Source organism: Stenotrophomonas sp. GD03777, from assembly GCF_029842485.1.
Lineage (GTDB): Bacteria > Pseudomonadota > Gammaproteobacteria > Xanthomonadales > Xanthomonadaceae > Stenotrophomonas > Stenotrophomonas sepilia.
Genome location: NZ_JAOCGL010000003.1, coordinates 59,755 through 84,287 on the forward strand (window position 1 = coordinate 59,755; position 24,533 = coordinate 84,287).

The window sequence follows — 24,533 nt, forward strand, 5'->3', positions numbered from 1 at the left end:
GCCCGGGCGCTGCGCGCAGGCGAGCCGGTCAAGCGAGCTTCTTCAACAGGGTTGACCTCCAATGAATATCTGCTGGAACCGCATCCGCCTGGCGCTGGTCGCCCTGGCCTGCGTCGGCCTGTCGGGCTGTGACTGGGTGCTGCTGGATTCGAAGGGCATGGTCGGGCTCGCCCAGCGCGACCTGATCCTGATCTGCATCGGCCTGATGCTGATCGTGGTGATACCGGCCATTGTGCTGACCTTCGTATTCGCCTGGCGCTTCCGCGCCGGCAACACCCAAGCGAAATACACGCCGGACTGGTCGCACTCCACCAAGGTGGAGATCGTGGTCTGGGGCGTGCCGCTGCTGATCATTGCCGGCCTGGCGGTGATCGTGTGGAAGTCGACCCACGAACTGGACCCGTACAAGCCGCTGGACGTGGCCGGTGAACCGCTGCACGTGGACGTGATCGCCACCGACTGGAAATGGGTGTTCGTATACCCGGACCTGGGCATCGCCACGGTCAACCAGCTCAACTTCCCGGCCAACCGCCCGCTGGCGTTCAACATCACCTCCAACTCGACGATGAATACCTTCTTCATCCCGCAGCTGGGTGGGCAGATCTACGCGATGGCGGGCATGCGCACGCAGCTGCACCTGATCGCCAACGAGCCTGGCCAGTTCCGTGGCATGTCCGGCAACTACAGCGGGCATGGCTTCTCGAACATGAAGTTCATTGCCACCGCCAGCAGCAACGAGGACTTCGAGCGCTGGGTGGCCGAGGTACGCAGCGCGCCACAGGCGCTGGATTTCAACCAGTTCAAGGCGCTGGCCGCGCCGTCGAAGAACGCACCGGTGCAGCACTTCTCCAGTGTTGAACCGTTGCTGTTCAAGAAGGTCATCGACCAGTTCATCGGCGTCGGTGAGAACACCGCTGCGGCTACCCCGGCGGGCGCTGCCGGCGGTGCCCAGGTTTCCCAGGAGTAACGAACATGTTGGGTAAATTGACGTGGGAGGCCGTGCCGCTGCACGAGCCGATCGTCGTGGTCACCTTGGTGGCCATGGTGCTGGGTGGCCTCGCGCTGCTTGGCGCAGTGACGTACTTCAAGCTGTGGGGCCCGCTGTGGCGTGACTGGTTCACCACCGTGGACCACAAGAAGATCGGCATCATGTACGTGGTGGTGGCGCTGGTCATGCTGGTGCGTGGTTTCGCCGACGCGCTGATGATGCGCGCGCAGCTGGCCGCGGCCGGGCCGGGCAGTGACGGTTTCCTGCCACCGGAGCACTACGACCAGATCTTCACCGCACACGGCGTGATCATGATCTTCTTCGTGGCCACCCCGTTCGTGGTCGGCCTGATGAACATCATCGTGCCGCTGCAGATCGGCGCACGCGACATGGCGTTCCCGTTCCTCAACGCCTTCAGCTTCTGGATCTTCGTGGTCGGCGCCGCGCTGATGATGATCTCGCTGGGCGTTGGCGAATTCGCCATGACCGGCTGGGTGGCTTATCCGCCGCTGTCGGGCATCGAGTTCAGTCCAGGCGTGGGCGTGGACTACTACATCTGGGCATTGCAGGCCTCGGGCATCGGCACCTTGCTGACCGGCGTCAACCTGTTCATCACCATCCTGCGCATGCGTGCGCCGGGCATGACTCTGATGAAGATGCCGGTGTTCACCTGGACCGTGCTGGTCACCAGCGTGATCATCATCGCCGCCTTCCCGATCCTGACCGTGGCGCTGGGCGCGCTCACCCTGGACCGCTACCTGGACTTCAACTTCTACACCAACACGCTGGGTGGCAACCCGATGATGTACGTGAACCTGGTGTGGGCCTGGGGCCATCCGGAGGTGTACATCCTGGTGCTGCCGGCGTTCGGCATCTTCTCTGAAGTCACCGCCACGTTCGCGCGCAAGAAGCTGTTCGGCTACAAGTCGATGGTCGGTGCAACGCTGGCGATCGGCATCCTGTCGTTCATCGTCTGGTTGCACCACTTCTTCACCATGGGTTCCGGTGCCAGCGTCAACGCCTTCTTCGGCATCATGACGATGATCATCGCCATTCCCACCGGCGTGAAGATCTTTACCTGGCTGTTCACCATGTACGGTGGCCGCGTTGAGTTCAGTGTGCCGATGCTGTGGACCATTGCCTTCCTGGTCACCTTCACCATCGGTGGCATGACCGGCGTGCTGCTGGCCATTCCGGGAGCGGACTTCCTGCTGCACAACAGCCTGTTTCTGGTTGCGCACTTCCACAACACCATCATCGGTGGCGCGTTGTTCGGCTACCTGGCCGGCTTCGCGTACTGGTTCCCGAAGGTGTTCGGCTTCACCCTCAACGAGCGCCTGGGCAAGTGGTCGTTCGCGTGCTGGGTGATCGGCTTCTACCTGGCCTTCATGCCGCTGTATATGCTGGGCTTCATGGGCATGACCCGCCGCATGAACCAGTACGACAACCCGGCGTGGACGCCGTACCTGATCGCCGCCTTCATCGGCGCGCTGTTCGTGTTCGCGGGCATCATCCTGATGCTGGTGCAGATCTACGTGAGCGTGCGCGACCGCAAGCGCAACCTGGACCTGACCGGCGACCCGTGGAACGCACGCACGCTGGAATGGGCCACGCCGTCGCCGCCGCCGTTCTACAACTTCGCCGTGGTGCCCAAGGCCGACGAGCTGGACGCCTTCCATGAAGCGAAGAAGCGCGGCCTGCCGCCGCCGCCGAAGAAGTACGCGCCGATCCACATGCCGAAGAACACCGGCGTGCCACTGATCCTCAACATCTGGATCCTGGTGCTGTGCTTCGCCCTGGTCTGGCACATCTGGTGGATGGCCGCGGTCAGCTTCATCGCGATGATCGTCACCCTGATCGTGCGGTCCTACGACGAGGACGTGGACTACTACGTCAGTTCCGAAGAGGTGGCGCGCACTGAAGCGGCCAACCTTGCCAAGCTGAAGGAGGTACGCGCATGAACCTGTTGACCCGCCCCGAGCTGGCCAGCGACACGCAGGCGCACGAGGACCATCACGAACACGACCACAGCCACGAGCAGGGCGGCATGAAGGTGTTCGGCATGTGGGTCTACCTCATGTCCGACCTGGTGCTGTTCGGTTCGCTGTTCGCCTCGTATGCGGTGCTCAGCACCGCCTATGCCGGCGGCCCCACCGGCAAGGAGCTGTTCTCGTTGCCGTTCGTGATGGCCGAGACCTTCCTGCTGCTTGTGTCCAGCATCACCTACGGCCAGGCCGTGCTGGCGATGCATCGCCACGATGCGTCGGCGGTGCTGCGCTGGCTGGGCGTGACCTTCGTGCTCGGTGCCTCGTTCATCGGCATGGAAATCTACGAGTTCTCGCACCTGATCCACGAAGGCGCAGGCCCGAGCACCAGTGCCTACCTGTCGGCGTTCTTTGCGCTGGTCGCCACCCACGGCCTGCACGTCGCCAGCGGCCTGATCTGGATGGCGGTGGTCATGCACCAGGTCTACCGCCGTGGCCTGACCCCGACCAACATCACCCGCGTTTCGTGCCTGAGCCTGTTCTGGCACTTCCTGGACCTGGTGTGGATCTGCGTCTTCACCTTCGTCTACCTGATCGGAGCCTTCTGACATGGCCCACGTCGAAACCTCGCGCGCCGGCAATGCGCACGGCTCCACCAAGTCCTACCTGATCGGTTTCGTGCTGTGCGCGCTGCTGACCGTGGTGCCGTTCGCGCTGGTGATGAACCCGGTGCTGTCGCGGCCGCTCACGCTGTTCCTGCTGGTCGGCTTCGCGGTGGCACAGATCCTGGTGCAGCTGGTCTATTTCCTGCACATGGACCGCAAGTCCGAAGGCGGGTGGAACCTGGCCAGCTTCGTGTTCACCCTGGTGATCCTGTTCATCGTCGTCGCGCTGTCGGTCTGGATCATCTGGAGCATGCACTACCACATGATGATCAACTGAGCCTGCGAACCGTGAACGGCATTGCGTTCCCCCATCGTGGCCTGCGGCTGGCCGCAGGCCTGCTGCTCGGCCTGCTGGCCGGCTGTAGTGCGCAGTCGCGCATGGACTTCTATTCCAAGGACATTGCCTGCGAAGAACTTGGCCAACAGTGGTCGATGCCCGACAGCCACGGCACCGTGCGTGGCCCGAAGGACCTGCAGGGCCAGGTGACCTATCTGTTCTTCGGCTTCACCAGCTGCCCGGACGTGTGCCCGACCACCATGGTCGAGCTGAGCCAGGTCAAGCACCTGATGGGCAGGGATGCCGACCAGCTGCAGGTAGTGTTCGTCAGCGTCGACCCGGCGCGCGAAACGCCGGAGGTTGCGCGCACCTATGTGGAAGCCTTCGATCCCAAGGCAATCGCGCTGGTCGGCAACGAAGCACAGCTGGCGGCGATGGCCAGTGACTTCAAGGCGTTCTACGAAAAAGAGCCCGGCCAGGTACCGGATACCTACACCATGAGCCACATCGCCGGTGGCTACGTGTTCGACCGCCAGGGCCGCCTGCGCCTGTTCGCGCCGTACGGCATGCCGGTGGACAAGCTGTTCTCCGACGTGCAGCGCCTGCTGCTCGAACCCGGCCACCCGGCCGCCGGCAACGACGCACTGGCCAGCTGCCACCTCAAGCACAGCGGCACACTCGCCGCCCGCTGACGCCACCTCTACCGCGGTGGGTGCCGACCTTGGTCGACACGTGATGCATGAGTCCGGTGGGTGCCGACCGTTGGTCGGCACACCCTGACACCAATCCCCCGGCCGGCCAGGAGAGCCAACCGGCCAGGGGCACCACTCAACGCCTTACTTGGTCTCTTCCCACTGCACCACGTCCGGCTCGGTCGCGCGGATACCGGCGGTGGACAGCAGCCTGGTGGTCGCATCCAGCGCCGCGTTCACCGACGGGTACTCCACGATGGCCTGGCCTGAAGCCCTGGAGACCTTCACCACGGTACCGCCAGTGGCGGCGGCTGCGCGCTGGGCCGATGCTGCATCGGTGAAGAACACCTTGACCCGCGACGTCGCCACCACCGGCGCGCCGTCACGGGAGACCGCCGCCGCGAACTTGCCGGCACCGGCATCAGCAGGTGCCGCCGCTGCGCCATCCAGCGAACGCCTGGTACGCGAGCTGGTGGTCGCCGCCGCCTGCGGGGTGATCGTGAACTGGCCGCCGCTGGCCTGCTTCACCGTGGCCGAGGGGGACAGTTGGAAACGCGTGCCGCCTACATCGAACGCGCGGCCGGTAGCGGACGCCTTCAGTTCCTGCGCATCCACGGTCGACAGGGTCCTGGCCGGAGGAGTCTGCCCCGAGCTCTGTGCCCAGGCAGGGGAGGTCATCGCCGCGAAGGCGAGCGTGCTCAACAGAATGGTGGTCTTCATCATCAGTGCCCCAGAACGCGGATCTTGAAGAATTCGAGGTTGCCGCGCGAAGCTGCGGTCGCGGCCTGCCCCATGTCGGTCACTTCCAGCGTCCAGGTGCCGCTGGCATTCTCATCCAGGAAGGCATTGCTGGACAGCAGGTCCCAGCTGGTGAAATTGCTCTGCGCGCCACCCGTGCCCGAGCCGATCGCGGTGAACGCCGGTTGCACCACGCTGCGGGTGCCGCTGGGCGACACCAGCACGAACTGCAGCTGGCGCGTGTTGCGGTGGTTGACCCGGAATCCCAGCTGCACGCTTTCGATGTTGCGCGCGCCGTTGGCCAACTGGAAGGTCAGGCGTGCGGCGGCGGCCGAGGTATTGCCGATGGCCACGGTACGCGTGGTGGTGCGCCAGCCGCTGTCGACCAGCACACCGAGCGACTGGAAGTTCTCGGCCACCTGCACTGCACGTGCAGCGTTGACCACGCCGAAGCCATACCAGTTGCTGTAGGCACGGCCGGCGGCATTCACCGTCCAGCCCGGCACCAGCGTGCGCCCGTCGGCCAGCGTCACCGCCGGCTGGTTCGGGTGGTTGCGCGTGGCGGTGGTGGCCAGGATGTACTTCACATCGCGATAGGACAGGTTCGGATTGGCTTCCAGCACCAGTGCCGCCACGCCCGATACCATCGGCGCCGACGCCGAAGTGCCGTTCATCTTGGCGGTGTAGTTGCAGGTGCTGTCGATGGCCGACAGGTTGCTGTCCAGGGTGTTCTGGCGGTTGGTGTTCTTGTTGCTGCCCTGCGCGCACCCGGTCACGTCGGTGGTGACGATGGCCGGGTCGTACGCGCGTGCCACCAGGCCGGGCGCGTACTGCGCCTGCAGGCCGTACTCACCACCAAAGGCCGAAACCCACAGGGCCGAGCCGGTGGAGGAGTAAGACGAGCGCACGCCATCGGCGCGCACCGCGCCCACGGTGATCACGTTGAACAGGTTGTTGCGCGGATCACGGCCGGCCGGCACGCAGCCGGTGTTGCGGTTCTTGGTGTCGGTGGTGCAGACATCCTGGGTCTGGCTGATCGAGGCATTGTTGAAGTTGTTGCCGGCCGACTTCACGTAGATGCCGCCGCGGCCACCGCGCGTGCCCGACAGTGCCTGCTCGTACGAACGAATCGTGTTTTCGCTGTACGCCAGCGGCAGGTTTGGATTGCCCGGGCCGGCGCCCCAGCTGTTGTTGAACACCTGCACGTCGACCGATTCCGCGCCGTCCCACCAGGCGTACTCAATGTTGCTCTGCTGGTTGCCCAGGGCCGAGCGCGAAATCGGGTTGAAGCCCTTCAACGTCGCCGCCGGGGCCACACCGCGCACGCCCAGGTTGTTGGCGCCCACCGCGCCGGCGATGCCACCGACCATGGTGCCGTGGTTGTCGACATCCGGGTTGGTCGGGGTGGGGTTGTTCGAGCCATTGGTGAAGTTCTTGCCGGCCACCGCGGCCACGTTGGCCGCCAGGTCCGGATGCGCGATCTGCAGGCCGTCATCGACGATGGCGATGGTGATGCCCTGGCCGCGGATGCCGTTGCGGAACAGGCCATCCACGTTCAGATCTTTGCCGGCCACCGGCAGCGTGTCAGCCGGGACCGTCTGCCCGGTGTTGAGCAGGTGCCACTGTATTGCCGCCAGTGGATCGGCCTGTTGGGCCTGGGCAGTGACGGCCAGGCTGCCCAGTACCAAGGCAGTGGCGAGGGCCAGGCGCGCGGAGCGCGGTGGCGCGGTGCGTTGCGTGTGTCGCTTCATACACGAATCCTTCTGTTGTGAATCGGCATGGCAGGACGGCGGGGCGGAACTGCCCCATCGCAACGAGCCAAACGCGACATAACGAACAACCCCCTACCTCTTCACTCCCGCAATGTGCGAATGTGCCAATTGCGTCACAAACACTTAGTACGCCAAGTTATGACGGGGCACTCGAATGCCTTCACGCCATCATCGCTCGCTTGCTTCGAGGTACGGGAAACGTGGGTAATCGCATGCAGGTGAAGTCACACATGAAGAACGCACGCCAGCGTGCCCGTGCGCGCGTGGACCAGACCCCGCTCTCGGTTGCCGCCATCCGCAAGGTGGTGCTGTCCGTGCATACGCGCAGCCACGACTATGGCGACGATGCCGATATCAGCGAGTTGCTGCCCGAGCTGGCAGCCTTCGGCATCACCACGGTGAAACCGCTGCGCCTGTTGATGAAGAAGCATCGTCGCGCGCTGCTGCAGGAGGAACGGATCGTCATGCGACGCGCAGAGACGCTGCATCTGCGCACCGAGTGGCGGCCTGGTGGCATAGACGTGCACGCCAACACCAGCCGCTACGCCATCGGCGGCCTGGTCCGCACCAGCATGGAACACGAATTCGGCTTCGAGACGATGCTGCCCTTCCACGAGGTGCGCGAGGACGAATCCACTTAGCGCGGTGCCTGCGCGGAGGGTGTGGCAGCCCCGCCGGGGCATCATCGCGCGTCCTCACATCGCGCTGTGCTACTACAGCCCGTGCACCCTTCCGCACGGAGCACGATGATGGTCAATCCGCTCGCCCAGGCCCATCGCGGCCTCGGCACCACGCTGTTCAGCCTGTTGAACCCGATACCTTTCGGCTTCTTCGTCGGCGCACTGATCTTCGACGCGATCTATCTCAACAGCGCCGAGGTGATGTGGGGCAAGGCCGCTGCCTGGCTGATCACCTTCGGCCTGCTGATCGCCATCGTGCCGCGCCTGATCAACCTCTTCGCGGTCTGGCGCCGCAACGGTACCGCCACCCGCATCGACCGCATCGACTTCTTCCTCAACCTGGTCGCGGTGGTGCTGGCCATCTGGAACGCCTTCGTGCACAGCCGCGACGCGTACGCCGTTGCGGTGCCGGGCACGATCCTGTCGGCGTTGACCGTGGCCCTGATCGCCCTGGGCCTGATACTGCTGTCACTGCAGCCGCCGGTGCTGCAGGGAGGTCGTCATGGCTAAGCACATCCTGCCCACCGTGGGCGCCCTGGCGCTGGCCGTGATGCTGTCGGCCTGCGCCGGCAAGGCTGAATACCATCCCGCCGATCAGTCGGGCCCGCAGCCGCCGCTGCCCAAGCCGGCCAACTTCCTGATGCCGCCGATGCAGGTGCCCAAGGGCGTCGGCTGGACTGATGGGCAGACCCCCACGGTGGCCGAGGGCCTGAAGATCGAGCGCATCGCCGCCAACCTGCAGCATCCGCGGCGCCTGCTGACCCTGCCCAATGGCGATGTACTGGTGGTGGAAGGCAACGGCCCCGGTGAAGAACCGGTCACCACGCCCAAGCAGTGGATTGCCGGCAAGGTCAAAGCGCGCTCGGGCAAGGCCGGCAAGGGCGGGAACCGGGTCACCCTGCTGCGCCGCACGCCGGGAACGAACACGTGGACCCAGCATGTCTACATCGAGGGCCTGCATTCGCCGTTCGGCATCCAGCTGATCGGCGACACGCTGTACGTGGCCAACACCGGCAACATCATGCAGTACCACTACGTGCCCGGCGAAACCCGCATGTCGGACAAGGGCCGCGAGTTCACCGACCTGCCCAGCACCATCAACCACCACTGGACCAAGGAACTGCTGGCCAGCCGTGATGGCCGCAAGCTGTATGTGGGCGTGGGCTCCAACAGCAACATCACCGAGAACGGCCTGGCCGTCGAATACCGCCGTGCGGTGGTGCTGGAAGTGGACGTGGCCACCCGCGGCAGCCGCATCTACGCCTCGGGCATCCGCAACCCGACCGGGCTGGACTGGGAGCCGAGTACCGGGAAGCTGTGGGCGGTAGCAAACGAACGCGACGAGATCGGTGCCGACCTGGTGCCTGACTACCTCACCTCGGTGAAGGAAGATGGCTTCTACGGCTGGCCTTACAGCTACTACGGGCAGCACGTGGACGAACGCGTGCAGCCGCAGCGGCCGGACCTGGTGGCCAAGGCAATCGTGCCGGACTACGCCATCGGCTCGCACGTGGCACCCCTGGGCCTGTTGTTCTACACCGGACAGGCACTGCCGGCGCAGTACCACGGCGGTGCCTTCATCGGCGAGCACGGCAGCTGGGACCGTTCACCGCTGAGCGGCTACGAAGTGGTGTATGTACCGTTCAAGGACGGCAAGCCGACCGGGCGCCCGCAGACCGTGGTGAGCGGCTTCGCCTCAAAGGACGAGAAGACCCTGATGGGCGCACCGGTGGGCATGGCCATGGACGCCGAGGGCGCGCTGCTGGTGGCCGACGACGTGGGCGACGTGGTGTGGCGGGTGTCGGCCAGGTAGTTCTGTAGAGCCGAGCCATGCTCGGCTTACGCGCGCAGCGCGGGGTTTCGCGTACAGGTCGAAGAGCAGCCGAGCATGGGCTCGGCTCTACAGTTCCGCAGTACTGCTGCGGAACCCGCTGAACACCGATTCCGCAGCAAACCCCACGCCGCCCAGCAGCACGCCGAAATACACCACTGTGGCCACCACGAAGCCATAACCGGCCGCCACCGCCGCGCCATCGCGCTGGATGAAACCGATGGCGAAGGACATCAGCGCCAGCGCCGGCAGCGTGTTGCTGAAGGGTATCGGCCCGGCCGGCGCCATCAACAGCAGGGTCGCGAACACCAGCATCAGGTTGTTCAGGCGCATCATCTTCTTCGAGCGCACCATCACCGCCAGCCGCATCGGCCGCGACAGCCGCTCCATGCGGTGCACCCATTTCAGCGCACGGCCGAGGTTGGCCTTCAGCTTGTCGGTGGCGATCTCGCGGCGGGCCAGCTTCTGTGGCACCCACAGCGGGCGGTTGCGCACCCGGCTCAGGCCGATCAGCAGGATCGAGGCGCCAAACACCGTACTCAGCCCGGGAATCGACACCGGAATGATGAAGATGGCCGAGAGCAGGATCACGATCAGCAGCAGGCCCTCATCGCCCAGCGCGCTGAGCAGGGTGCCGACGCTCACCTGGTCGCCGGGCAGCTCGTCGATCATCTGCTCGATCTGCTGGGCCAGGGGCGCGCTGTCATTGGTTTCAGGGGCACGGTAGGTCATGCGTCGCAAGGTTCTCCAGGGAAGGGCGGTCAACGGGCCGTCCTGCGGTGGGGGACGCACAGGCTCCCGCAGTATCCCGGCCAACGTGGGCAAAGAGGTGAACCGGGCATGAGGGGGTAAACTGGCGTGCCCCGCACGAGTTGAACGCAATGGACATGGGCCGCCGGCAATCGACCATCGAACTGGTCGCCATCGACATGGATGGCACGCTGCTGGACCCGTCGCACCAGCTCACCTCCCGCGCCAGGAAGGCCATCGCGCAGGCGCGCGCGCTGGGCGTGCACATCGTGCTGACCAGTGGCCGCCCGGTTCCGGGCCTGGCGCCGTACCTGCACGAGCTGGGCATCACCGGCAACGACGACTACTGCATCGCCTGCAATGGCGGCCTGGTGCAGCGCATCGGCACGCGCGAAACCGTGGTCGAGTATCCGCTCAGCTTCGACGACTTCCTGTTCTGCGAGCAGGTGGCCCGCGAACTCGGCGTGCACTTCCAGGCGCTGGACAGCCAGCGCATGTACACGCCCAACCAGGACATCAGCTACTACACCGTAGCCGACTCGCATCTTTCGCGGATGCCGCTGTCGTACCGCCGCGTGGAGGACATGGATCCGTCGATGTCCTTCATCAAGCTGATGATGATCGACGCGCCGGATGTGCTGGATGCCGCCATCGCGCGCCTGCCCAGCGAGCTGACCGAACGTTTCGCGGTACTGAAGAGCGCGCCGTTCTTCCTGGAAGTGTTCGACCACCGTGCAGGCAAGGGGCCGAGCCTGCAGAAGCTGGCCGAGCACCTGGGCATCGACCGCGCCAACGTGATGGCCATCGGTGACCAGGAGAACGACCTGACCATGCTGCAGTACGCCGGCACCAGCGTGGCGATGGGTAACGCCATCGACGCGGTGAAGGCGGTGGCGCGGTTCGAGACCAGCAGCAATGCTGATGACGGCGTGGCGCGCGCCATTGAGACCTACGTATTGCGTTGAGGCGCCAAGCGGCGCTCAGCGCCTCAGGCCCAGCACGCAGTGCGGAGCATCGCGCTGGCTGCGGACGATGATCTCCTGCGCTCCTACGGTGAGCGAATGGTGCTGCTCGTGGTTCCGCGCGATCAATGGCGCACCATGGCTGGGTGGATAGATGAATGGCTGCAGGGTGTAACGCTTAGCCAACCGCTCCAGTGGGAAGCATGGCGTATCCACGAACGTGACGAACAGGAGGCGGATGTCATCGTCCTTGCCGCGTATCACGCGATACTCCACATTGTCGATGGCATAGCCATCGGCGGTCAGCATCGGCTGTGACCGGTAGATGCGCGGTCCTGCATCCTTCTCAAAGGAAAACGGCGCGATGATGCCCAGCTCATGCAACTGGGCCGGGCTGATCGGCGACGGCGTGGTGACCAGCGCGTCGATCAGGGCATCCAGACGCTGTGGGGAACGCACTTCAACTCTGTCGTGCGATTGCGCAGTTTCCATGCACGAAAGCAGCGTCACGCCAACGATGGCTATTACTTTCCAGGTGGTCCAGCGGATCATCAAGGCTCCTGCCAATCCGGAATCGGGTATCTGAAGATACCGGACAGGACGATACCTGCGTATAGCCGCGCTGTACCACGGCGCAATGGCGGATGCGCCAGTGCGATGCAAGAATTTCGCACGTCGAAATCACGCCATCGAATCCTGCGGCAGATGATCGTCTTCGTCTGCTGACCGGCGCGCACCGCGCCGTCACCCTCTCAACGCAATCGCACCGCCAGCCAGGGCGCCGACACCGGTGCTGCAACGCGCTGGGCGTGCGCCTGCGCCGCTCTCTCCCTGCACCTGGATCTGCCCATGAACACCCCACCCACGACGCGCCTCGCCCTGGCCATCATCGCCGCCATCACCGCGCCAGCGCATGCCGCAGAAACGCACGCCACCGCGCTCGACACGCCCACCACGCTCAATGCCCTGCAGGTTATCGCCACACCGCGCGGTGCGGCCGTGGCACCGACCCAGGTGGTCGGCCCCAACCGCTACATCATCAAGGCCGAAGACCTGGACGCGATGGTCACCGGCAACAACGGCCTGGCGATGCTGAGGCAGGTACCGGGCGCCAGCTACACTGCCACCGATGGGCTGGGCCTGGATATCTCGGCCACCAGCCTGTTCGTGCGCGGCTTCCGCATGAATGAAATGGGCATCACCTTCGAAGGCGTGCCGCTGAACGACAACGGCTTCCTCTCGCTTACCGGCACCAGCGTGGTGAACGTGGGCGTGCCCGATGGCATCGGCGCGATCACGGTCAGCCCCGGTGGCGCACCGGTCAGCGTGTTCTCCAGCAGCGTCAACGGCGGCAGCCTGGAGTACCGCCTGCGTGACCTGCAGGACACGCCCAGCCTGCGTTTGAAGCAGGGCGTGGGCAGCAACAGCACGTTGGTCACCACCGTATCCGGGCAGAGCGGCCAGCTCGGCGAGCAGGGCCCGAAAGTACTGGTCGACCTGCAGCGCGTGTCTGCCGACAAGTACCAGGGCGAGGGCACGCAGAACTTCCTGCGCGGCGACCTCAAGTTGCAGCAGGACGTCGCCTGGGGCGATGTCACCGTGTTCCTGTCCGACAGCAAGGCCAAGGTCTGGGGCTACAACAACATCTCCTTCGACATGATCCGCAAACTGGGCTGGAAGGCCGACATCTTCTATCCCGATTATGCGTGGGCGTGGTACGTGGCCTCGCCGGAGAATGCAGACAAGTCCTGCGGCGCCTACACCTGCGGCGAGCTTTCCGAACTGATTCCGTACGACACCGGCCAGATCACCCGCGACCGCGTGTCATCGATCAACCATCGCTTCCAGATCACCCCGGCGCTGAGTGGCAACGTGCAGCTGTACAACGCCAACAGCCACACCCAGGCCACGCTGACCGACCCGACCGTACCGTCACCCAACGGCGCACCGTTCTCCGAACAGGTGCAGACACCACGCCTCAACCGGCTGGGTGGCATGGTCAACCTGCAGTTCGAGACCGGCGCGCACACCTTCACCGCCGGCTTCTGGCAGGAGAAGAGCAAGGCCGCCGCCAAGACCGAGTGGTACGAGCAGCCACTGCTGGGCGAGGGCCCGCCATTGAAGGCCACCGGCCCGTTCGATGTGTACGGCCCCGCGTTCAAGACCGACAACGCATCGAGCTGGGTGACCCGCTCACGCCAGTTCTACCTGCAGGACGACATCGTGCTGAACGACACGCTGAAGCTGGGTGTCGGCTTCAAGGCCGTGGACTTCCGCACCCGCGGCGGCGGCCTCGGCGATGCCAAGGACCGGCCGGTGAACGGCACGCTGCGCGCGAAGAGCAACTTCCTGCCGCATGTCTCGCTGTTCTGGAGCCCGACCGAATCCACCGATGCCTTCATCGACCTGGCCAATACCATGAACGGCTATCGCGTCGCTCAGCGCGGCAACATCGGTTACACCGCCTCGGCGTGGACCATCACCGACCAGGAAGAGTTCGACCGCGTAGCGGGTACCCTGCGTCCGGAAAAGAACTGGAACCTCACCGTGGGTGCATCGCATCGCTTCGATCGGCTGACGATCACCGGCGACGTGTTCTACAACGACATCCGCAACCGCCTGCTGTCGGCTGCCATCGGCACCCAGTTCGCACAGATCAACACCGTGCGGTTGATGCCGAAGATGCACGTGATCGGTGCCGACCTCGGCATCACCGCCGACCTGACCGACCACCTGCAGTTCTACCAGGGCGTGGCCGTGGCCCGTTCGTACTATGACAGCGATTTCGTGGTGGATGACACGGTGTACCCGATCAAGGGCAACGCCCAGCCGGGCTACCCGCAGATCTCGCTGGTCAGCGACCTGTCCGCCCACTTCGGTGACTGGCGCTTTGGTGCAACCAGCACCTCGTACCTGCGCCAGCCCTTCACCTACGAGAACGACATCCGCGTGCCCACGTTCTGGCAGGTCAACACCTACGCCGCTTACCGCTTCGGTGCGGACAGCGCCGTGCCCGGCCTGGAGCTGCGGCTGGATGTGAGCAACCTGTTCAACCGCCACAACATCGGCACCGCCACCATCGCCGGCTCGTCGTTCTCGGGGGATTACCAGACCCTGCAGCGCAGCGCGCCACGGCAGCTGATGTTCAGTACCTCGATGGCGTTCTGAGGCGACGAGGGCGGGGTCAGAGCCCTTTGCTGCGCAAAGGGATCCGACCCCGCAGCCATCCCGTGATCGGGGGTCAGATCCCTTTGCACGGCAAAGGGCTCTGACCCCGAAGCCCGCCCTGAAGCCCGCCTTGCGCAATCAACAGGGATTTTCTGGCGGCGACGCAAGGTTCCCACAATGTTGCTGGGTCATCCTGTGCGCATGGCACAGCAGACCCCGCCAACCCGGTTGTTCGGCATCCGAGGCCCAGGACGGCCCCGGCAGGCGCCGTCCGTGGCACCTGTGATCGACCTGCAGGCCGAGTACCACTTCTGGCACGTCTACGAACGCGTGGTCCGCCCGCTACCCGGCGGTGGGCTGCCGCAGGCCTGGCTGGTGTGCCAGAAGGTATATCGCGACCGCTGGCAGCACCCGGAGGACAGCGACGCGGCGGGGCTGTCGCGGGTGCTGTTCGGCGACAACATGACGGCTGGCCGGGCGTCGGAGCTGGCGGAGCTGCACGCGCTGGTCAGCCGTCGGGTGGCGCTGCTGGCGAAGCGGGGACGGTTGCATTCGGCAGCCTGATGCCTGCCCTTGGTGGGGTCGACTGTTAGTCGACCGCTCTTCGCATCTACCTCTCAGAAGGCCGCGCTTCGCGCGAGAGTCGACCAACGGTCGACTCTACCAATAGCCAACCCGACCGTCATTTCTAAGGCTTTCCCCGATCCAACTGCCGGTAGCCGATCGCCTCAGCCAGATGCGCCGTGTGGATCGTTTCACAACCCGCCAGATCCGCAATCGTGCGCGCCACGCGCAGAATCCGGTGCATCGCACGTGCGGAAAGCTGCAGACGCTCGATGGCCTGCTCCAGCATGTCCTGATCTGCATCGCTGAGTCGGGTACAGGCTCGCAGCGCCGCTGGCGGCAGATGCGCATTGAGCCCGCCACGCGCCTGCTGCCGGGCATGGGCGGCTTCCACCCGTGCACGTACCGCAGCACTGGGCTCACCCAGTGGCGTGCTCTCCCGCAGCTCCACGGCATCCATGCGCGTCACACTGATATGCAGGTCGATGCGGTCCAGCAGCGGGCCAGAAACCCGCGCACGGTAGCGGTTGATGCGCTCATCACTGCACAGGCAGCGGTTACTGCGGTCGCCGGCCCAGCCACAGGGGCAGGGATTCATCGCCGCCACCAGCTGGAATCGTGCCGGATACTGCACGCTGCGTGCCGCGCGGGCGATGCGGATGTGGCCGGATTCCAGCGGCTCTCGCAGGGTTTCCAACGCACTGCGGTTCCACTCTGGTAGCTCATCCAGGAACAGCACGCCGTGATGGGCCAGCGAGATCTCGCCGGGGCAGGGCGGATTGCCCCCACCCACCAGCGCCGCCGCACTCGCGCTGTGGTGCGGCGCCCGGAACGGACGCTGTCGCCAGCGCCGCGGATCCAGCCCCTCACCGCTCACTGAGGCAATCGCGGCCAGCTGCAACGCCTCGGCTTCCTCGGTGTCCGGCAACAGGCTGGGCAGGCGTGAGGCCAACAGTGTCTTGCCGCAGCCAGGGCTACCGATCAGCAATAGATGGTGCCCACCGGCGGCCGCCACTTCCAACGCGCGCCGCGCATGCGCTTGCCCGCGCACGTCGGCCAGATCGGGCAGTGGCAACGGTGTCGTGTCCACGCGCTCCACGGACGGCAACAGGCGCGGATTGCCCAACCCGGCGCAGCACTCCAGCAGCGTGCGCGCCACACGTACATCGGCGTGCTCGGCCAACGCGGCCTCTGCGGCATTGCCCGGCGGCACCACCAGGATGCGCCCAGCGTCAGCCGCTGCAATCGCAGCGGGCAGCGCGCCCGCCACCGGCCGCAGCTCGCCGGTCAGGCCAAGCTCACCCAGGAACTCGTATTGCAGCAGCGACTGCGGATCGATCTGGCCACTGGCTGCCAGAATGCCCAACGCGATGGCCAGGTCGTAACGCCCGCCTTCCTTGGGCAGGTCAGCGGGCGCGAGGTTGAGCGTGATGCGCCGCTGCGGAAAGTCGAAGCGGGCGCAAAGAAGGGCCGCACGTACGCGCTCACGGGATTCACGCACGCTGGTCTCGGCCAGTCCGACAATCTGGGTGGCAGGCAGGCCGCCAGAGAGGTGCACTTCCACCCGCACCAGTGGGGCATCGACCCCGGCGCGGGCACGGCTGTGGACCAGCGCCAGGCTCATGTGTGGATTCCTGCAGAGGGACGCTCGATGGTGCTGCAGGTAATCTGCGTGGGACTATCGGGAATTGCTGGTGCAGATACTAGGGGGATTCCGGCCGATGGTTGGAGCGTGTCTTCTTCCTCTGCGGACACGGGTCTCTGCCATCAAGTGAAGGATCGACGCTAACGCTGTGCTACTCCAATGAGGGGCGTCGGTTTCACATGCCGCGCACTTCCTAGCGCCACGCCAATTTCACTTGGGGAATCCAGGTGCCCTACCTGCGGATGCTTCTGAAAGATCAGCGTGGCAACAACCAGCGCTTGATTCACGTCAACACGCACGGGTCTCAGTGTGGCTTCCCCAGCTATCAGGGGCTGTGATATGAAGACGGGATCTTGCTGTAGGCCCTTTCAATGGGATTGGAAGGATGGAAAAGTTCGAGGAGATCGATCACCGTGTTTTCCTCTTTCCTTGGGGCTTGGCGAAGCGCTTTCCTAAACGGGCCCCCATGGGGACCTGGCTCAGTTGCATACCACTGATGAGCTTGGCGTTGGCGCCATCGGCAAGCGCCGAGACGGTCACCTACATTCATACTGATGCGCTTGGTTCGGTGGTTGCCGAGACCGACGCCAATGGCAACGTGGTCAAGCGCTATGACTACGAACCCTATGGGGCCGTTGTTGGTGGGCAGGTTGCGGATGGACCTGGATATACGGGACACGTGAGCGACGCTGCCACTGGGCTGAGCTACATGCAGCAGCGCTACTATGATCCCCACTTGGGACTCTTCCTCTCGGTGGATCCGATCTCCACGCATTCAAGTCCGAAACACTTCAATCGCTACAGCTACGCTTACGGCAATCCCTACTCCTTCACCGATCCGGAAGGAAGGGTCCCGGTAATGCCATTCATCTACGGTGCCGTCTTGGGCGGCCTCGCAGACATCGCGGTCCAGAAAGCCATGAATCCGGATAAGCCTATCGACAAAGTGGAGGCTGGCATTGCGGCTGCGGTTGGCTCTGTCTCCGGAGGCGCCGGTGGAGTAGCCGTTGCGGCAGTCGGATCTGGCACGATTTCGGTAGGGCGTGCAGTTGCTATACAGACCGTGGTCAATGCGGTGGCAGGCGGTGCCGGCTCCGCCGCAGAGAGCGCAATCAAAGGGCAGCCCATCACGGCGGAGGGCGTCGCTTCAAACGCGATTGGCAGTGCAGCGGGTGGATTGGCAGCCTCCGGGGTTGGCGTTGCCATGGGTGATTTCGCAGGGCCAGCTGCACGGGGATCACTCCAACGGCTGAGTCAATCCCGCGGCCCAGGTGGACCGAACATGGCAACTGCCACTGCGTCAACCGGAACTGCCATTCCCAGGCAATCGGCGCTCCAGGGTGCGGCGTCCCAAGCGGGCCAGGGCCTGGCGGGAGCAGGGGCGACTATCGTACAGAAGGACTTGGAGAAGAAGAAATGAGTCCCTTGTTGAAAGGCTTCATAGGCACTCAGCTTCTCGCTGCGGTCTTTGGCGTTTCGTACTTCGCAGTTCTCACGTACCGCAATTACCCGGACGCTATGCACACGGGATTGCGTATTTGGGGCTACTTCGCGGTGATCTTTCTATTCCTTCAACTGTTTCTTGCGCTGAAGCAGTGGTGGGAAAATTCGCGTCGAAGGCGATAGGCGTGCACCGTTCCGGGATTTCGTTTGCACCAAAGAACAAGTCGGCCAATGGGCGGCTTGTGCTCTTTGCGGGGAGGTTTACCGGCGTGCAAGTGAAAGCATGCCAATCTCCACATCGGCTGCTGGAAAAACTGTGTTCACTTGAAGTCCCTCGCGGCTTGCGAGTACTGATGGCCCTCTCGCTCGCCATGGGCCTGCCGGGGTGCCGGGATGAGGTGGAGAGTTCAACGTATCCCATTGGCCAGACGGGAGAGACGTGCACCGCCTACAAGGGCTTCGACCGCCAGCCTCCTGAAGTAGTTGTGGCCGAGCTTGCCAAGCGAGGGTTGGATAGTCGCCGATTGGTGCACAGGACAGTCTGCGGCTCGATCACCAGTTGGGACATTCTCCCCGCAGGGGCGTCGATCGATCGGATACCTCCGCCAGACGCATATGTAAACGTCCACCTGCTGGATGACGGCTCGGTTTCCATCAGTACAGACCGCCCCTGACGTTGGCGCCGTCCTTGATGATCGAGCATCGGGCGGCCCCTTGCGGTGCAGGCGCAGCGCAACTGTGAGCGTCTGCCTACGAAGGCACTTCAGCGCTGAAGTCGTTGGTGGGATCGGGCTGGCGGATGCCGGGTGCCCCAAGCAGACACCGCTGCCCATCCAGCACCAACCCATTGAAGCGCCCAAACCGCGCCTCAACCCACGAAGGCCCCGCACTTTCCACCAGCAACCGCCCCTGGCTCTGATGCAGATCCAGCCAGCGCTCGAAGCTGGTGCGCAGACGCTCGATGTCCGGCGCCCGCCACCGTGCATCGGCGGGCATGCGGATCAGCACGCGCGAGGGCGCATTCTCCACCTCCATCAGCAGCACGCCCTTGCATCGGATCTCGAAGGATGTCGCCCCGGCATGGCGCGTGTGCAGTTCAAAGCCCTCGAGTGCCTTCGCGGTCACGAAGCCGAGTGCATCACTGTGCAGCAGGCGGTAATCGGCCGGCTGCAGCTTCTGGTAGGCCCACACCTGATCGCTCGCAGGCTCAGGCCACTCCACCCACATCGCGCCGATCACCGCGATGCACACCGCCGCAGCGGCAAGGCCGTGCTTCTTCATTCGTCACCCCGCACACAGGCAGAAAGGTCAGCGCCATAAGCGCGCTCAGTCCTTGGGGCGCATCCGCTCGTGGATGAAGGCGGTCAGCGCCAGATCGGCCATCACCAGTCCCTCCATCACCCGGTCGCCGACGTACTGCTCCGGCTCGCCGTTCTGGCGCGTGCGCTCGGCCGCCAGCAGGATCTCCTGCACGATGCGTTGGCCGGTGAGTGCGCAGTCGGCGTCGGACAACTGCATCTGCCGGCTGCGTAGATGGTACCGCTCGGGCCAGGGCTGGCCGTCGGCCGCAGCGCCCGCGCCGATGGCGTGCAGGATGGCGATGAGGCTGTTGGGATCCAGGGCTGGCTCGGCCGGGGGCACTTGCTGGATGTGGCGCGGGGGTGGGGAGTGCGGCGTGGTCATGGCGGGCTCCGTGCATGCAGGCGGACGCCGCCACCGATAAAGGTGGCGGGCAGAGCGTGGCTCGAAAACCGGATGTTGGGAACCGGCGGGTACAGGACCCCCACGCCCCGCCCGCCATAGCCGGCAGACGGATTGCCAGCCGGCACCACGCGCGGTGGTGCCGGCTGGCAAGCGCAAACTACTTCCCAACAAAACGGGCTTTCGAGTCCCGACCACCGATGCACGGTGGCGCAGTAACGATTACCTGCTGTTGTTCGGAATGCCAACGGGTAGGGGTCAATGCCGCCAAAACCCGAGACGTTTTTGGCATTGTCGCATAGCGAGGAAAGCGGCGAGAGCCTTGGCGTGCTTGGCGCAGCGGCACTTCTGCGACGGAGTCGTCAGAACCTTCCGCCAGAGACGCAGGGAGCGGCAAATGCGACAGCACTTGGTAGGCGAAAGCGTATTGCTGCTATTACCAACGGCGGCGCCTGGCTAGCCAGTCGAATCTGCCCGCTCGCGGAACCAAGCCCCGAGCTGGCCGTGGTGCACGAAGTGGCGCAGTTCGAACTGACGAGATTCGTGAATGACGTGCCGCCATCGGGCACAGCCGTACTTCTTGGGGGTTTGTTCCGGGTGGTGCTCTGCTACCCAGCGAACGGCTGTGTCCAGACTCACCCAGCCGTCGATCGCCCCTTCTCGGAAGGCCTGTCTCAGCGCACTGACAATACCTGTGAGCGGCCAATGGATCTGTCCATCAGGCGCGATGCCGTTGACCATAAACTCATGGAACTGGGGAGACTGAACCAGCTCCGCAAAGGCTTTCGCTCCCCGCGCAACATCTGCCGCAAGTGCACGCAGCCGTTGAAATTGGCGGTCGATCTGAGCGTAGGAACGGCTGAGTGCAGCCTGTGCCTTCAGGCATCCTTCGACAGTCTGGATATCGTATTGCTCGATGAAGTGGTGAACGAGCACGTTCCTGAGGTTCACCAGTTCGCGCAGGTCGGCTTGCAGCGTTACATGGGATTGCTCTGGAAACTCTAGCCCCATGTGCAGAGCGACGAAGCTTGAATTGCTGTCGTAACCCGATGGGCCGCCAGGGGCTTCGCTGCCCTCTTTGATCACGCATTCGGCAGTCAGGTGACCTACCAGCACCCCCATTGTCTTGCCGCTGATCTCTGCTTTGCGCTTGTCCAAAGCCATTGGGAGTGCTTCCGGCGTACCGGACAACTTCTGAAAGGCGAGCATGGACTTCATCAGTTGCTCGCACTGCTGAAGTCGCAGAATGCAACGGCCAAGAAGCCGTTGCACTTCGTGCTGTGCACCGACAATGTCATTCTGGTCGACGGCGGACATGGCAAACCTGAGCATGGGACACGTCAACTTTACAGCCAGAGATGGTGGAAGCTCAGGCTGGACCGGAATGATGAGGTTGTTGTCTGCATCGCTTGCGGGCATGAGTGACTTTCTGCCTATTGACCCCCTAGGGCGTCGTGCAGAAGATGACTACCTCTGTAGTCAGCCGGAGCCATCCTGCCCCGATCAGGAAGGTTCTGCGGTGTTTGAACGGATTCCACCCACTGGCGCAGGCCATTATAAGGATCACGTTACGTGTTGCGCCGCAACCGACTTCTTCTGTGTGCGGGTCTGGTCCCGCTTCCGTGGTTCCTGTTCTGGACCAGCGTTGCCGCCGTGGCCGCGCCGGGCTACAACAGGTTTGCACAGCACGCCAGCGAGCTCCTGCAGGCGCCAGCGCTTGCAAGCTTCTGCGGCAGGATCGCGGCTATCGGCTCCGGCGTGGGCTTCGTGGCGTTCTCCATCGGGGTATGGCGGGAGTCCGGTCGCCGGATTGCAGTAGGTGCAATCTGCTGGTTGGTCTTTGGCATTTCCATGCTGACCAACGGGCTCTGGCCCATGGGCCATCCGATGCACGGCTTCTACACCATCGGCATCGCAAACATCATTGCACCGGCGATGTCGCACATCGAATTGAGCGCGTGGTCTGCCAACCGAAGGGCGTACGCCGTGACTGCTATGGTGAGTGTCGCGGGCATCGCTTATCTCTGGTTGAACGTGGTGGGAGCGGACCCGGAGGGGTTCAGGGGGCTGACACAGCGGCTGTTCTCGTCGGTCAACTCGTTGTGGCCGTTTCTGGTTGCGTTGTATCTGCTGCGCGGGGGTTCAAGCGCGCTGAAGATGCAGCTTCCGCATTGATGGGAGCGCGCGACAGGAGCACGGAAGGCCGATCAAGGACTTCTCGATTCTCCGGCCCCAGCTCAAGGTGATCTTCTCGGGATTCATGCCAGGGTGCCCACTGTTCAAGCCGTGGGCGCTCTTCAACTATCTGTTCCTTGATGCTGGCACCCCGGGTGGCAAGAGGGGAAAGGTCGTACGCGCCTTCTGCTATAAGTAGCGCAACCGCGCCCAGAGGGCCCTTTGGAAGATTGTGGACTCATGGAGTTGTACTGGCGCTTGTTCACCAATTGCACATCGCAGCAGGCAGCTCTCAAGGTGGCGGCGCGGATGTTTGAGCAAGCAGGTCTTGAAGTCAGCAATCTCCACGCCGAGCCATATCACAAGGGCGGCTTCATGGTGAGTGCCTGCTCCTATCATGCCGCGCAATCGTGGCCTGAATTTGTGGTTCTTGCCCTGGCTTCGGCTCAGTGCACTGGCCGCGGATGGCACCTGAGTGGTTCAATTGCGAAAGAGCTGGATGCTTGGTCCAGCCATTCCTTGGTTTCCGGTGTTTCGTCTATCCATATCCAGGCGGAAGGGCGGGAGTGACGAATCGCTGGAGTAGACCAAAGCCAATAGCCTGCAATCATCTTGCAGCAGCTTGGCAAGGGCCGAGCATGAAAACCGCGCGTCGCGCATCTAGCCGGCCTGATGCAGCTCAAACTCTCGCGCCGGAGTTCCGCGATAAGGAAGGCTCTTGCGATTGATGTCCGCCCTTGGTTGAAAGGAAACGTGCCTGCGCCAGACAACGCGATCAGGAATGCTAGAGGCCGCTCTCGATCCGAAGCGGACGTTCGTCCCCTTCAGCCCTGCGCGACACCTGCCGGTCCAGTGATTCGTCTACCTGAGGTTCTTGGTTCTCAATGATCGATCTGCCTTGTCCATCATGTGGCTTCCTGACCCTGGAAGACTTCTACGGGTCCTATGCCATATGTCCGATCTGCAACTGGGAGGATGACGGGGTACAACTTGCCAACCCCACATCCAACGGCGGAGCCAACGGCGAGTCTCTGGCGCAAGCGCAGCAGAATGCTCTCTCCAGTTTCCCCCTTGGCGTCCAGGTCGCAGGCGGCTTTCGCCGCGGATCTGGCTGGCGCCCTTTGTCCCGCACAGAAATTGGGCACTACGAAGCTTTAAGGGGCGGCAAACACTGGCACAGCAAGGGGGTCTCGCACGAGAGGGAGGCCTACTGGTCGAGCTTGGGCGCTCTATCGATCTGAAGCCACTTTGCGGCTCAACTCATGACGTTCACGAATTTCTACCCCTGGCCGAGAGCGGACATTGGCTCGCGCAGGGCACTTCCTGTGGATCACTGACCAGCCAGCGACCCGTAGCGGACATGGCCCAGGTGTCCTGAACGTGGAATTGGCGAGGCGTCTGATTCTATGCCTGGGTCCGGCCATGCGCTGGCTTGATGGCCGACCCCCAGCCGCACTAGGATCGCGCTGTATAAGGGGAAAGTACGCCACATGTTGCTTTGTGGGTAGGTCGTATGACCGGATCCAAGGGTCCATACATCAGGGAGTCAGGTGCCATGGGAAACATGACAGCGCTCCTACTCGTGCTTGCGCTTGCCAGTCCAGCTGCAGTTGCGGCGGATCGCCCTTCGGCACAGGCCGTGCTCAATCGCATTGCCAACGAAGGGGGGCGCAAGGTGCTTTGGGACCTGTGGCAGCACGAGCGGGAGTTTGGGCAGGTCACCTCTGGCATCGAGTCAGGTGATCCAGCATGGCTTGAGGTTGCGGCTGCGCTAAAGCCGTTTTCAGATGCGGGCGCTTCGCTATCCATCAATTACGCGGTAGCCCATGCATTGCCCAAAGCGCCTGAGCGGGTCTTGGCATTGATCGCACGGGGATTCAAGGTCGAAGATATCTGCACATCGCCTTTCATAGAGCCAGATCCGGGCGTCGCGGAGGCGTATGAACGACGTACGCTTGCGGCACTTTCACGGATGAAGGGCGCAGCGCTTGGGTCCGTTGCGGCAGAATGCGCGGCGCAGGTCCGGCTTCCGGATGGGGCTTGATGATTTGCACGGCTGGGCTTTTGGGGGAAGATGCGGGGAATGAGGATATTTCGCCGGCAATTGTTCTACGTTCAAGTGCACCAGGATCACTTCATCGCCCGCTTGGTCGGTGGTGACAGAACCATTCGCCGCCAGTGCCACGCCCTTGGCAATCGCGCGGGGCCGGTCAGGGACTTCTCCACCATCCGGCCTAAGCTGAAGGAACTCTTCTCGGAACTCACGTTCGGGTTCTCACTCCTCAAGCCGTGGGCGCTCCTGCACTTTGATCCGGTCGAGTATCCGATCACGAAGGAAGAGCTCGCGGCGTTCCAGAGGGTTGCCATGCGCAGTGGGGTCAGCTTTTGCTTTCTCTCCACGTGGGAGCAGCGGCATGAAGACAAGGACCTGTTGGATATGTTCAAGTAGGGTCCGGCCAGCTCTCCGTTTGAGCGCATGCCGATTCCCGCGCTTCGG

At 63.8% G+C, this 24,533-nt stretch carries 26 protein-coding genes; 18 read left to right on the forward strand and 8 right to left on the reverse strand.

The window, feature by feature from the left end; translation table 11 throughout:
- Positions 1-61 precede the first annotated feature (61 nt).
- From cyoA to N5E02_RS01715, 5 genes are read left to right on the forward strand one after another with little or no spacing between them, the layout of a single operon-like run.
- Complete coding sequence (gene cyoA, locus N5E02_RS01695; RefSeq protein ID WP_095378935.1) at positions 62-967, forward strand: ubiquinol oxidase subunit II; 906 nt, start codon at positions 62-64, stop codon at positions 965-967.
- 5 nt (positions 968-972) lie between these two features.
- A complete protein-coding gene (gene cyoB, locus N5E02_RS01700) occupies positions 973-2,949 on the forward strand; it encodes a cytochrome o ubiquinol oxidase subunit I (protein ID WP_065186571.1) in 1,977 nt (658 codons plus the stop codon).
- On the forward strand, positions 2,946-3,581 hold the full coding sequence (gene cyoC / locus N5E02_RS01705; protein WP_005420033.1) for a cytochrome o ubiquinol oxidase subunit III: 636 nt from the start codon (positions 2,946-2,948) through the stop codon (positions 3,579-3,581). The genes cyoB and cyoC overlap by 4 nt, the downstream gene beginning before the upstream one ends.
- Position 3,582: 1 nt before the next feature.
- The gene (gene cyoD, locus N5E02_RS01710) at positions 3,583-3,915 is read left to right on the forward strand and encodes a cytochrome o ubiquinol oxidase subunit IV (RefSeq protein WP_006399830.1); all 333 of its coding nucleotides are present in this window, start codon (positions 3,583-3,585) and stop codon (positions 3,913-3,915) included.
- Positions 3,916-3,926: 11 nt separating this feature from the next.
- Positions 3,927-4,607 carry an SCO family protein gene (locus N5E02_RS01715; protein WP_262220250.1) on the forward strand — a complete coding sequence of 227 codons (681 nt, stop codon included), beginning with the start codon at positions 3,927-3,929 and terminating at the stop codon, positions 4,605-4,607.
- Positions 4,608-4,751: 144 nt separating this feature from the next.
- Here N5E02_RS01715 and N5E02_RS01720 read toward each other — a convergent pair whose 3' ends face one another.
- Positions 4,752-5,330: a DNA breaking-rejoining protein gene (locus tag N5E02_RS01720; RefSeq protein ID WP_065197201.1), complete on the reverse strand. Its 579-nt coding sequence runs from the start codon at positions 5,328-5,330 to the stop codon at positions 4,752-4,754.
- Entirely contained in the window at positions 5,330-7,096 is a 1,767-nt protein-coding gene (locus N5E02_RS01725; RefSeq protein ID WP_279945772.1) for a S8 family serine peptidase, read from the reverse strand. The genes N5E02_RS01720 and N5E02_RS01725 overlap by 1 nt, the downstream gene beginning before the upstream one ends.
- A 251-nt stretch (positions 7,097-7,347) precedes the next feature.
- Here N5E02_RS01725 and N5E02_RS01730 point away from each other — a divergent pair, with 251 nt between their 5' ends.
- The 3 genes from N5E02_RS01730 (at position 7,348) to N5E02_RS01740 (ending at position 9,610) form a co-directional block, all read left to right on the forward strand.
- Entirely contained in the window at positions 7,348-7,758 is a 411-nt protein-coding gene (locus tag N5E02_RS01730; RefSeq protein WP_235646038.1) for a hypothetical protein, read from the forward strand.
- Between the two features lie 108 nt (positions 7,759-7,866).
- Positions 7,867-8,307, forward strand: coding sequence for a DUF2231 domain-containing protein (locus tag N5E02_RS01735; protein WP_041863928.1), 441 nt, complete (start codon positions 7,867-7,869; stop codon positions 8,305-8,307).
- Positions 8,300-9,610 (forward strand): sorbosone dehydrogenase family protein, encoded by a 1,311-nt coding sequence (locus N5E02_RS01740; protein WP_065186567.1) that lies wholly within the window; start codon positions 8,300-8,302, stop codon positions 9,608-9,610. Before N5E02_RS01735 ends, N5E02_RS01740 begins: the two co-directional genes overlap by 8 nt.
- A gap of 87 nt (positions 9,611-9,697) precedes the next feature.
- Here the strand turns inward: N5E02_RS01740 and N5E02_RS01745 are convergent, their stop codons facing one another.
- On the reverse strand, positions 9,698-10,360 hold the full coding sequence (locus N5E02_RS01745; protein ID WP_049444347.1) for an exopolysaccharide biosynthesis protein: 663 nt from the start codon (positions 10,358-10,360) through the stop codon (positions 9,698-9,700).
- A gap of 149 nt (positions 10,361-10,509) precedes the next feature.
- On the opposite strand from N5E02_RS01745, the gene yidA reads away from it, so the two are divergent.
- Complete coding sequence (yidA, locus tag N5E02_RS01750; protein WP_139727888.1) at positions 10,510-11,343, forward strand: sugar-phosphatase; 834 nt, start codon at positions 10,510-10,512, stop codon at positions 11,341-11,343.
- 15 nt (positions 11,344-11,358) lie between these two features.
- Here yidA and N5E02_RS01755 read toward each other — a convergent pair whose 3' ends face one another.
- Complete coding sequence (locus N5E02_RS01755) at positions 11,359-11,892, reverse strand: hypothetical protein (protein ID WP_231109126.1); 534 nt, start codon at positions 11,890-11,892, stop codon at positions 11,359-11,361.
- 297 nt (positions 11,893-12,189) lie between these two features.
- Here N5E02_RS01755 and N5E02_RS01760 point away from each other — a divergent pair, with 297 nt between their 5' ends.
- Positions 12,190-14,508 carry a TonB-dependent receptor gene (locus N5E02_RS01760; protein ID WP_279945773.1) on the forward strand — a complete coding sequence of 773 codons (2,319 nt, stop codon included), beginning with the start codon at positions 12,190-12,192 and terminating at the stop codon, positions 14,506-14,508.
- Positions 14,509-14,685: 177 nt separating this feature from the next.
- Positions 14,686-15,072, forward strand: a complete 387-nt coding sequence (locus N5E02_RS01765) for a hypothetical protein (RefSeq protein ID WP_065179393.1) — start codon at positions 14,686-14,688, stop codon at positions 15,070-15,072.
- Positions 15,073-15,196: 124 nt separating this feature from the next.
- Here the strand turns inward: N5E02_RS01765 and N5E02_RS01770 are convergent, their stop codons facing one another.
- Positions 15,197-16,696 (reverse strand): YifB family Mg chelatase-like AAA ATPase, encoded by a 1,500-nt coding sequence (locus N5E02_RS01770; RefSeq protein WP_164229893.1) that lies wholly within the window; start codon positions 16,694-16,696, stop codon positions 15,197-15,199.
- Between the two features lie 517 nt (positions 16,697-17,213).
- On the opposite strand from N5E02_RS01770, the gene N5E02_RS01775 reads away from it, so the two are divergent.
- On the forward strand, positions 17,214-18,137 hold the full coding sequence (locus N5E02_RS01775; RefSeq protein WP_235646116.1) for an RHS repeat-associated core domain-containing protein: 924 nt from the start codon (positions 17,214-17,216) through the stop codon (positions 18,135-18,137).
- Between the two features lie 178 nt (positions 18,138-18,315).
- Positions 18,316-18,834, forward strand: a complete 519-nt coding sequence (locus N5E02_RS01780) for a hypothetical protein (RefSeq protein WP_231109117.1) — start codon at positions 18,316-18,318, stop codon at positions 18,832-18,834.
- A 76-nt stretch (positions 18,835-18,910) separates the two neighbouring features.
- Here the strand turns inward: N5E02_RS01780 and N5E02_RS01785 are convergent, their stop codons facing one another.
- The 3 genes from N5E02_RS01785 to N5E02_RS01795 all read right to left on the reverse strand — a co-directional run bounded on the left by N5E02_RS01785 (position 18,911) and on the right by N5E02_RS01795 (position 21,178).
- Positions 18,911-19,441, reverse strand: coding sequence for a cold-shock protein (locus N5E02_RS01785; protein ID WP_139727881.1), 531 nt, complete (start codon positions 19,439-19,441; stop codon positions 18,911-18,913).
- Positions 19,442-19,486: 45 nt separating this feature from the next.
- Positions 19,487-19,843, reverse strand: coding sequence for a hypothetical protein (locus N5E02_RS01790; protein WP_279945774.1), 357 nt, complete (start codon positions 19,841-19,843; stop codon positions 19,487-19,489).
- Between the two features lie 474 nt (positions 19,844-20,317).
- Positions 20,318-21,178 carry an OST-HTH/LOTUS domain-containing protein gene (locus N5E02_RS01795; RefSeq protein ID WP_235646041.1) on the reverse strand — a complete coding sequence of 287 codons (861 nt, stop codon included), beginning with the start codon at positions 21,176-21,178 and terminating at the stop codon, positions 20,318-20,320.
- A gap of 255 nt (positions 21,179-21,433) precedes the next feature.
- On the opposite strand from N5E02_RS01795, the gene N5E02_RS01800 reads away from it, so the two are divergent.
- The 5 genes from N5E02_RS01800 to N5E02_RS01820 all read left to right on the forward strand — a co-directional run bounded on the left by N5E02_RS01800 (position 21,434) and on the right by N5E02_RS01820 (position 24,485).
- Entirely contained in the window at positions 21,434-22,036 is a 603-nt protein-coding gene (locus N5E02_RS01800; protein WP_279945775.1) for a DUF998 domain-containing protein, read from the forward strand.
- Between the two features lie 240 nt (positions 22,037-22,276).
- Positions 22,277-22,606 (forward strand): hypothetical protein, encoded by a 330-nt coding sequence (locus N5E02_RS01805; protein ID WP_005419993.1) that lies wholly within the window; start codon positions 22,277-22,279, stop codon positions 22,604-22,606.
- Between the two features lie 314 nt (positions 22,607-22,920).
- Positions 22,921-23,277: a CPCC family cysteine-rich protein gene (locus tag N5E02_RS01810; RefSeq protein ID WP_005419991.1), complete on the forward strand. Its 357-nt coding sequence runs from the start codon at positions 22,921-22,923 to the stop codon at positions 23,275-23,277.
- 314 nt (positions 23,278-23,591) lie between these two features.
- Positions 23,592-24,080, forward strand: coding sequence for a hypothetical protein (locus tag N5E02_RS01815; RefSeq protein WP_080104356.1), 489 nt, complete (start codon positions 23,592-23,594; stop codon positions 24,078-24,080).
- Between the two features lie 39 nt (positions 24,081-24,119).
- Positions 24,120-24,485, forward strand: a complete 366-nt coding sequence (locus N5E02_RS01820) for a hypothetical protein (protein WP_049402756.1) — start codon at positions 24,120-24,122, stop codon at positions 24,483-24,485.
- Positions 24,486-24,533 lie beyond the last annotated feature (48 nt).

Bases quoted from the DNA above. Each gene is read 5' to 3' on its own strand.
- cyoD (WP_006399830.1), top strand. From the start codon at position 3,583: ATGGCCCACGTCGAAACCTCGCGCGCCGGCAATGCGCACGGCTCCACC.
- N5E02_RS01805 (WP_005419993.1), top strand. From the start codon at position 22,277: ATGGAGTTGTACTGGCGCTTGTTCACCAATTGCACATCGCAGCAGGCA.
- N5E02_RS01785 (WP_139727881.1), bottom strand. From the start codon at position 19,441: ATGAAGAAGCACGGCCTTGCCGCTGCGGCGGTGTGCATCGCGGTGATC.
- N5E02_RS01720 (WP_065197201.1), bottom strand. From the start codon at position 5,330: ATGATGAAGACCACCATTCTGTTGAGCACGCTCGCCTTCGCGGCGATG.
- N5E02_RS01735 (WP_041863928.1), top strand. From the start codon at position 7,867: ATGGTCAATCCGCTCGCCCAGGCCCATCGCGGCCTCGGCACCACGCTG.
- N5E02_RS01740 (WP_065186567.1), top strand. From the start codon at position 8,300: ATGGCTAAGCACATCCTGCCCACCGTGGGCGCCCTGGCGCTGGCCGTG.
- cyoB (WP_065186571.1), top strand. From the start codon at position 973: ATGTTGGGTAAATTGACGTGGGAGGCCGTGCCGCTGCACGAGCCGATC.
- yidA (WP_139727888.1), top strand. From the start codon at position 10,510: ATGGACATGGGCCGCCGGCAATCGACCATCGAACTGGTCGCCATCGAC.
- N5E02_RS01770 (WP_164229893.1), bottom strand. From the start codon at position 16,696: ATGAGCCTGGCGCTGGTCCACAGCCGTGCCCGCGCCGGGGTCGATGCC.
- N5E02_RS01810 (WP_005419991.1), top strand. From the start codon at position 22,921: ATGATCGATCTGCCTTGTCCATCATGTGGCTTCCTGACCCTGGAAGAC.
- N5E02_RS01795 (WP_235646041.1), bottom strand. From the start codon at position 21,178: ATGTCCGCCGTCGACCAGAATGACATTGTCGGTGCACAGCACGAAGTG.
- N5E02_RS01760 (WP_279945773.1), top strand. From the start codon at position 12,190: ATGAACACCCCACCCACGACGCGCCTCGCCCTGGCCATCATCGCCGCC.
- N5E02_RS01790 (WP_279945774.1), bottom strand. From the start codon at position 19,843: ATGACCACGCCGCACTCCCCACCCCCGCGCCACATCCAGCAAGTGCCC.
- N5E02_RS01820 (WP_049402756.1), top strand. From the start codon at position 24,120: ATGAGGATATTTCGCCGGCAATTGTTCTACGTTCAAGTGCACCAGGAT.
- N5E02_RS01765 (WP_065179393.1), top strand. From the start codon at position 14,686: ATGTTGCTGGGTCATCCTGTGCGCATGGCACAGCAGACCCCGCCAACC.
- cyoC (WP_005420033.1), top strand. From the start codon at position 2,946: ATGAACCTGTTGACCCGCCCCGAGCTGGCCAGCGACACGCAGGCGCAC.
- N5E02_RS01730 (WP_235646038.1), top strand. From the start codon at position 7,348: ATGAAGAACGCACGCCAGCGTGCCCGTGCGCGCGTGGACCAGACCCCG.
- N5E02_RS01745 (WP_049444347.1), bottom strand. From the start codon at position 10,360: ATGACCTACCGTGCCCCTGAAACCAATGACAGCGCGCCCCTGGCCCAG.
- N5E02_RS01755 (WP_231109126.1), bottom strand. From the start codon at position 11,892: ATGATCCGCTGGACCACCTGGAAAGTAATAGCCATCGTTGGCGTGACG.
- N5E02_RS01815 (WP_080104356.1), top strand. From the start codon at position 23,592: ATGGGAAACATGACAGCGCTCCTACTCGTGCTTGCGCTTGCCAGTCCA.
- cyoA (WP_095378935.1), top strand. From the start codon at position 62: ATGAATATCTGCTGGAACCGCATCCGCCTGGCGCTGGTCGCCCTGGCC.
- N5E02_RS01775 (WP_235646116.1), top strand. From the start codon at position 17,214: ATGAGCTTGGCGTTGGCGCCATCGGCAAGCGCCGAGACGGTCACCTAC.
- N5E02_RS01725 (WP_279945772.1), bottom strand. From the start codon at position 7,096: ATGAAGCGACACACGCAACGCACCGCGCCACCGCGCTCCGCGCGCCTG.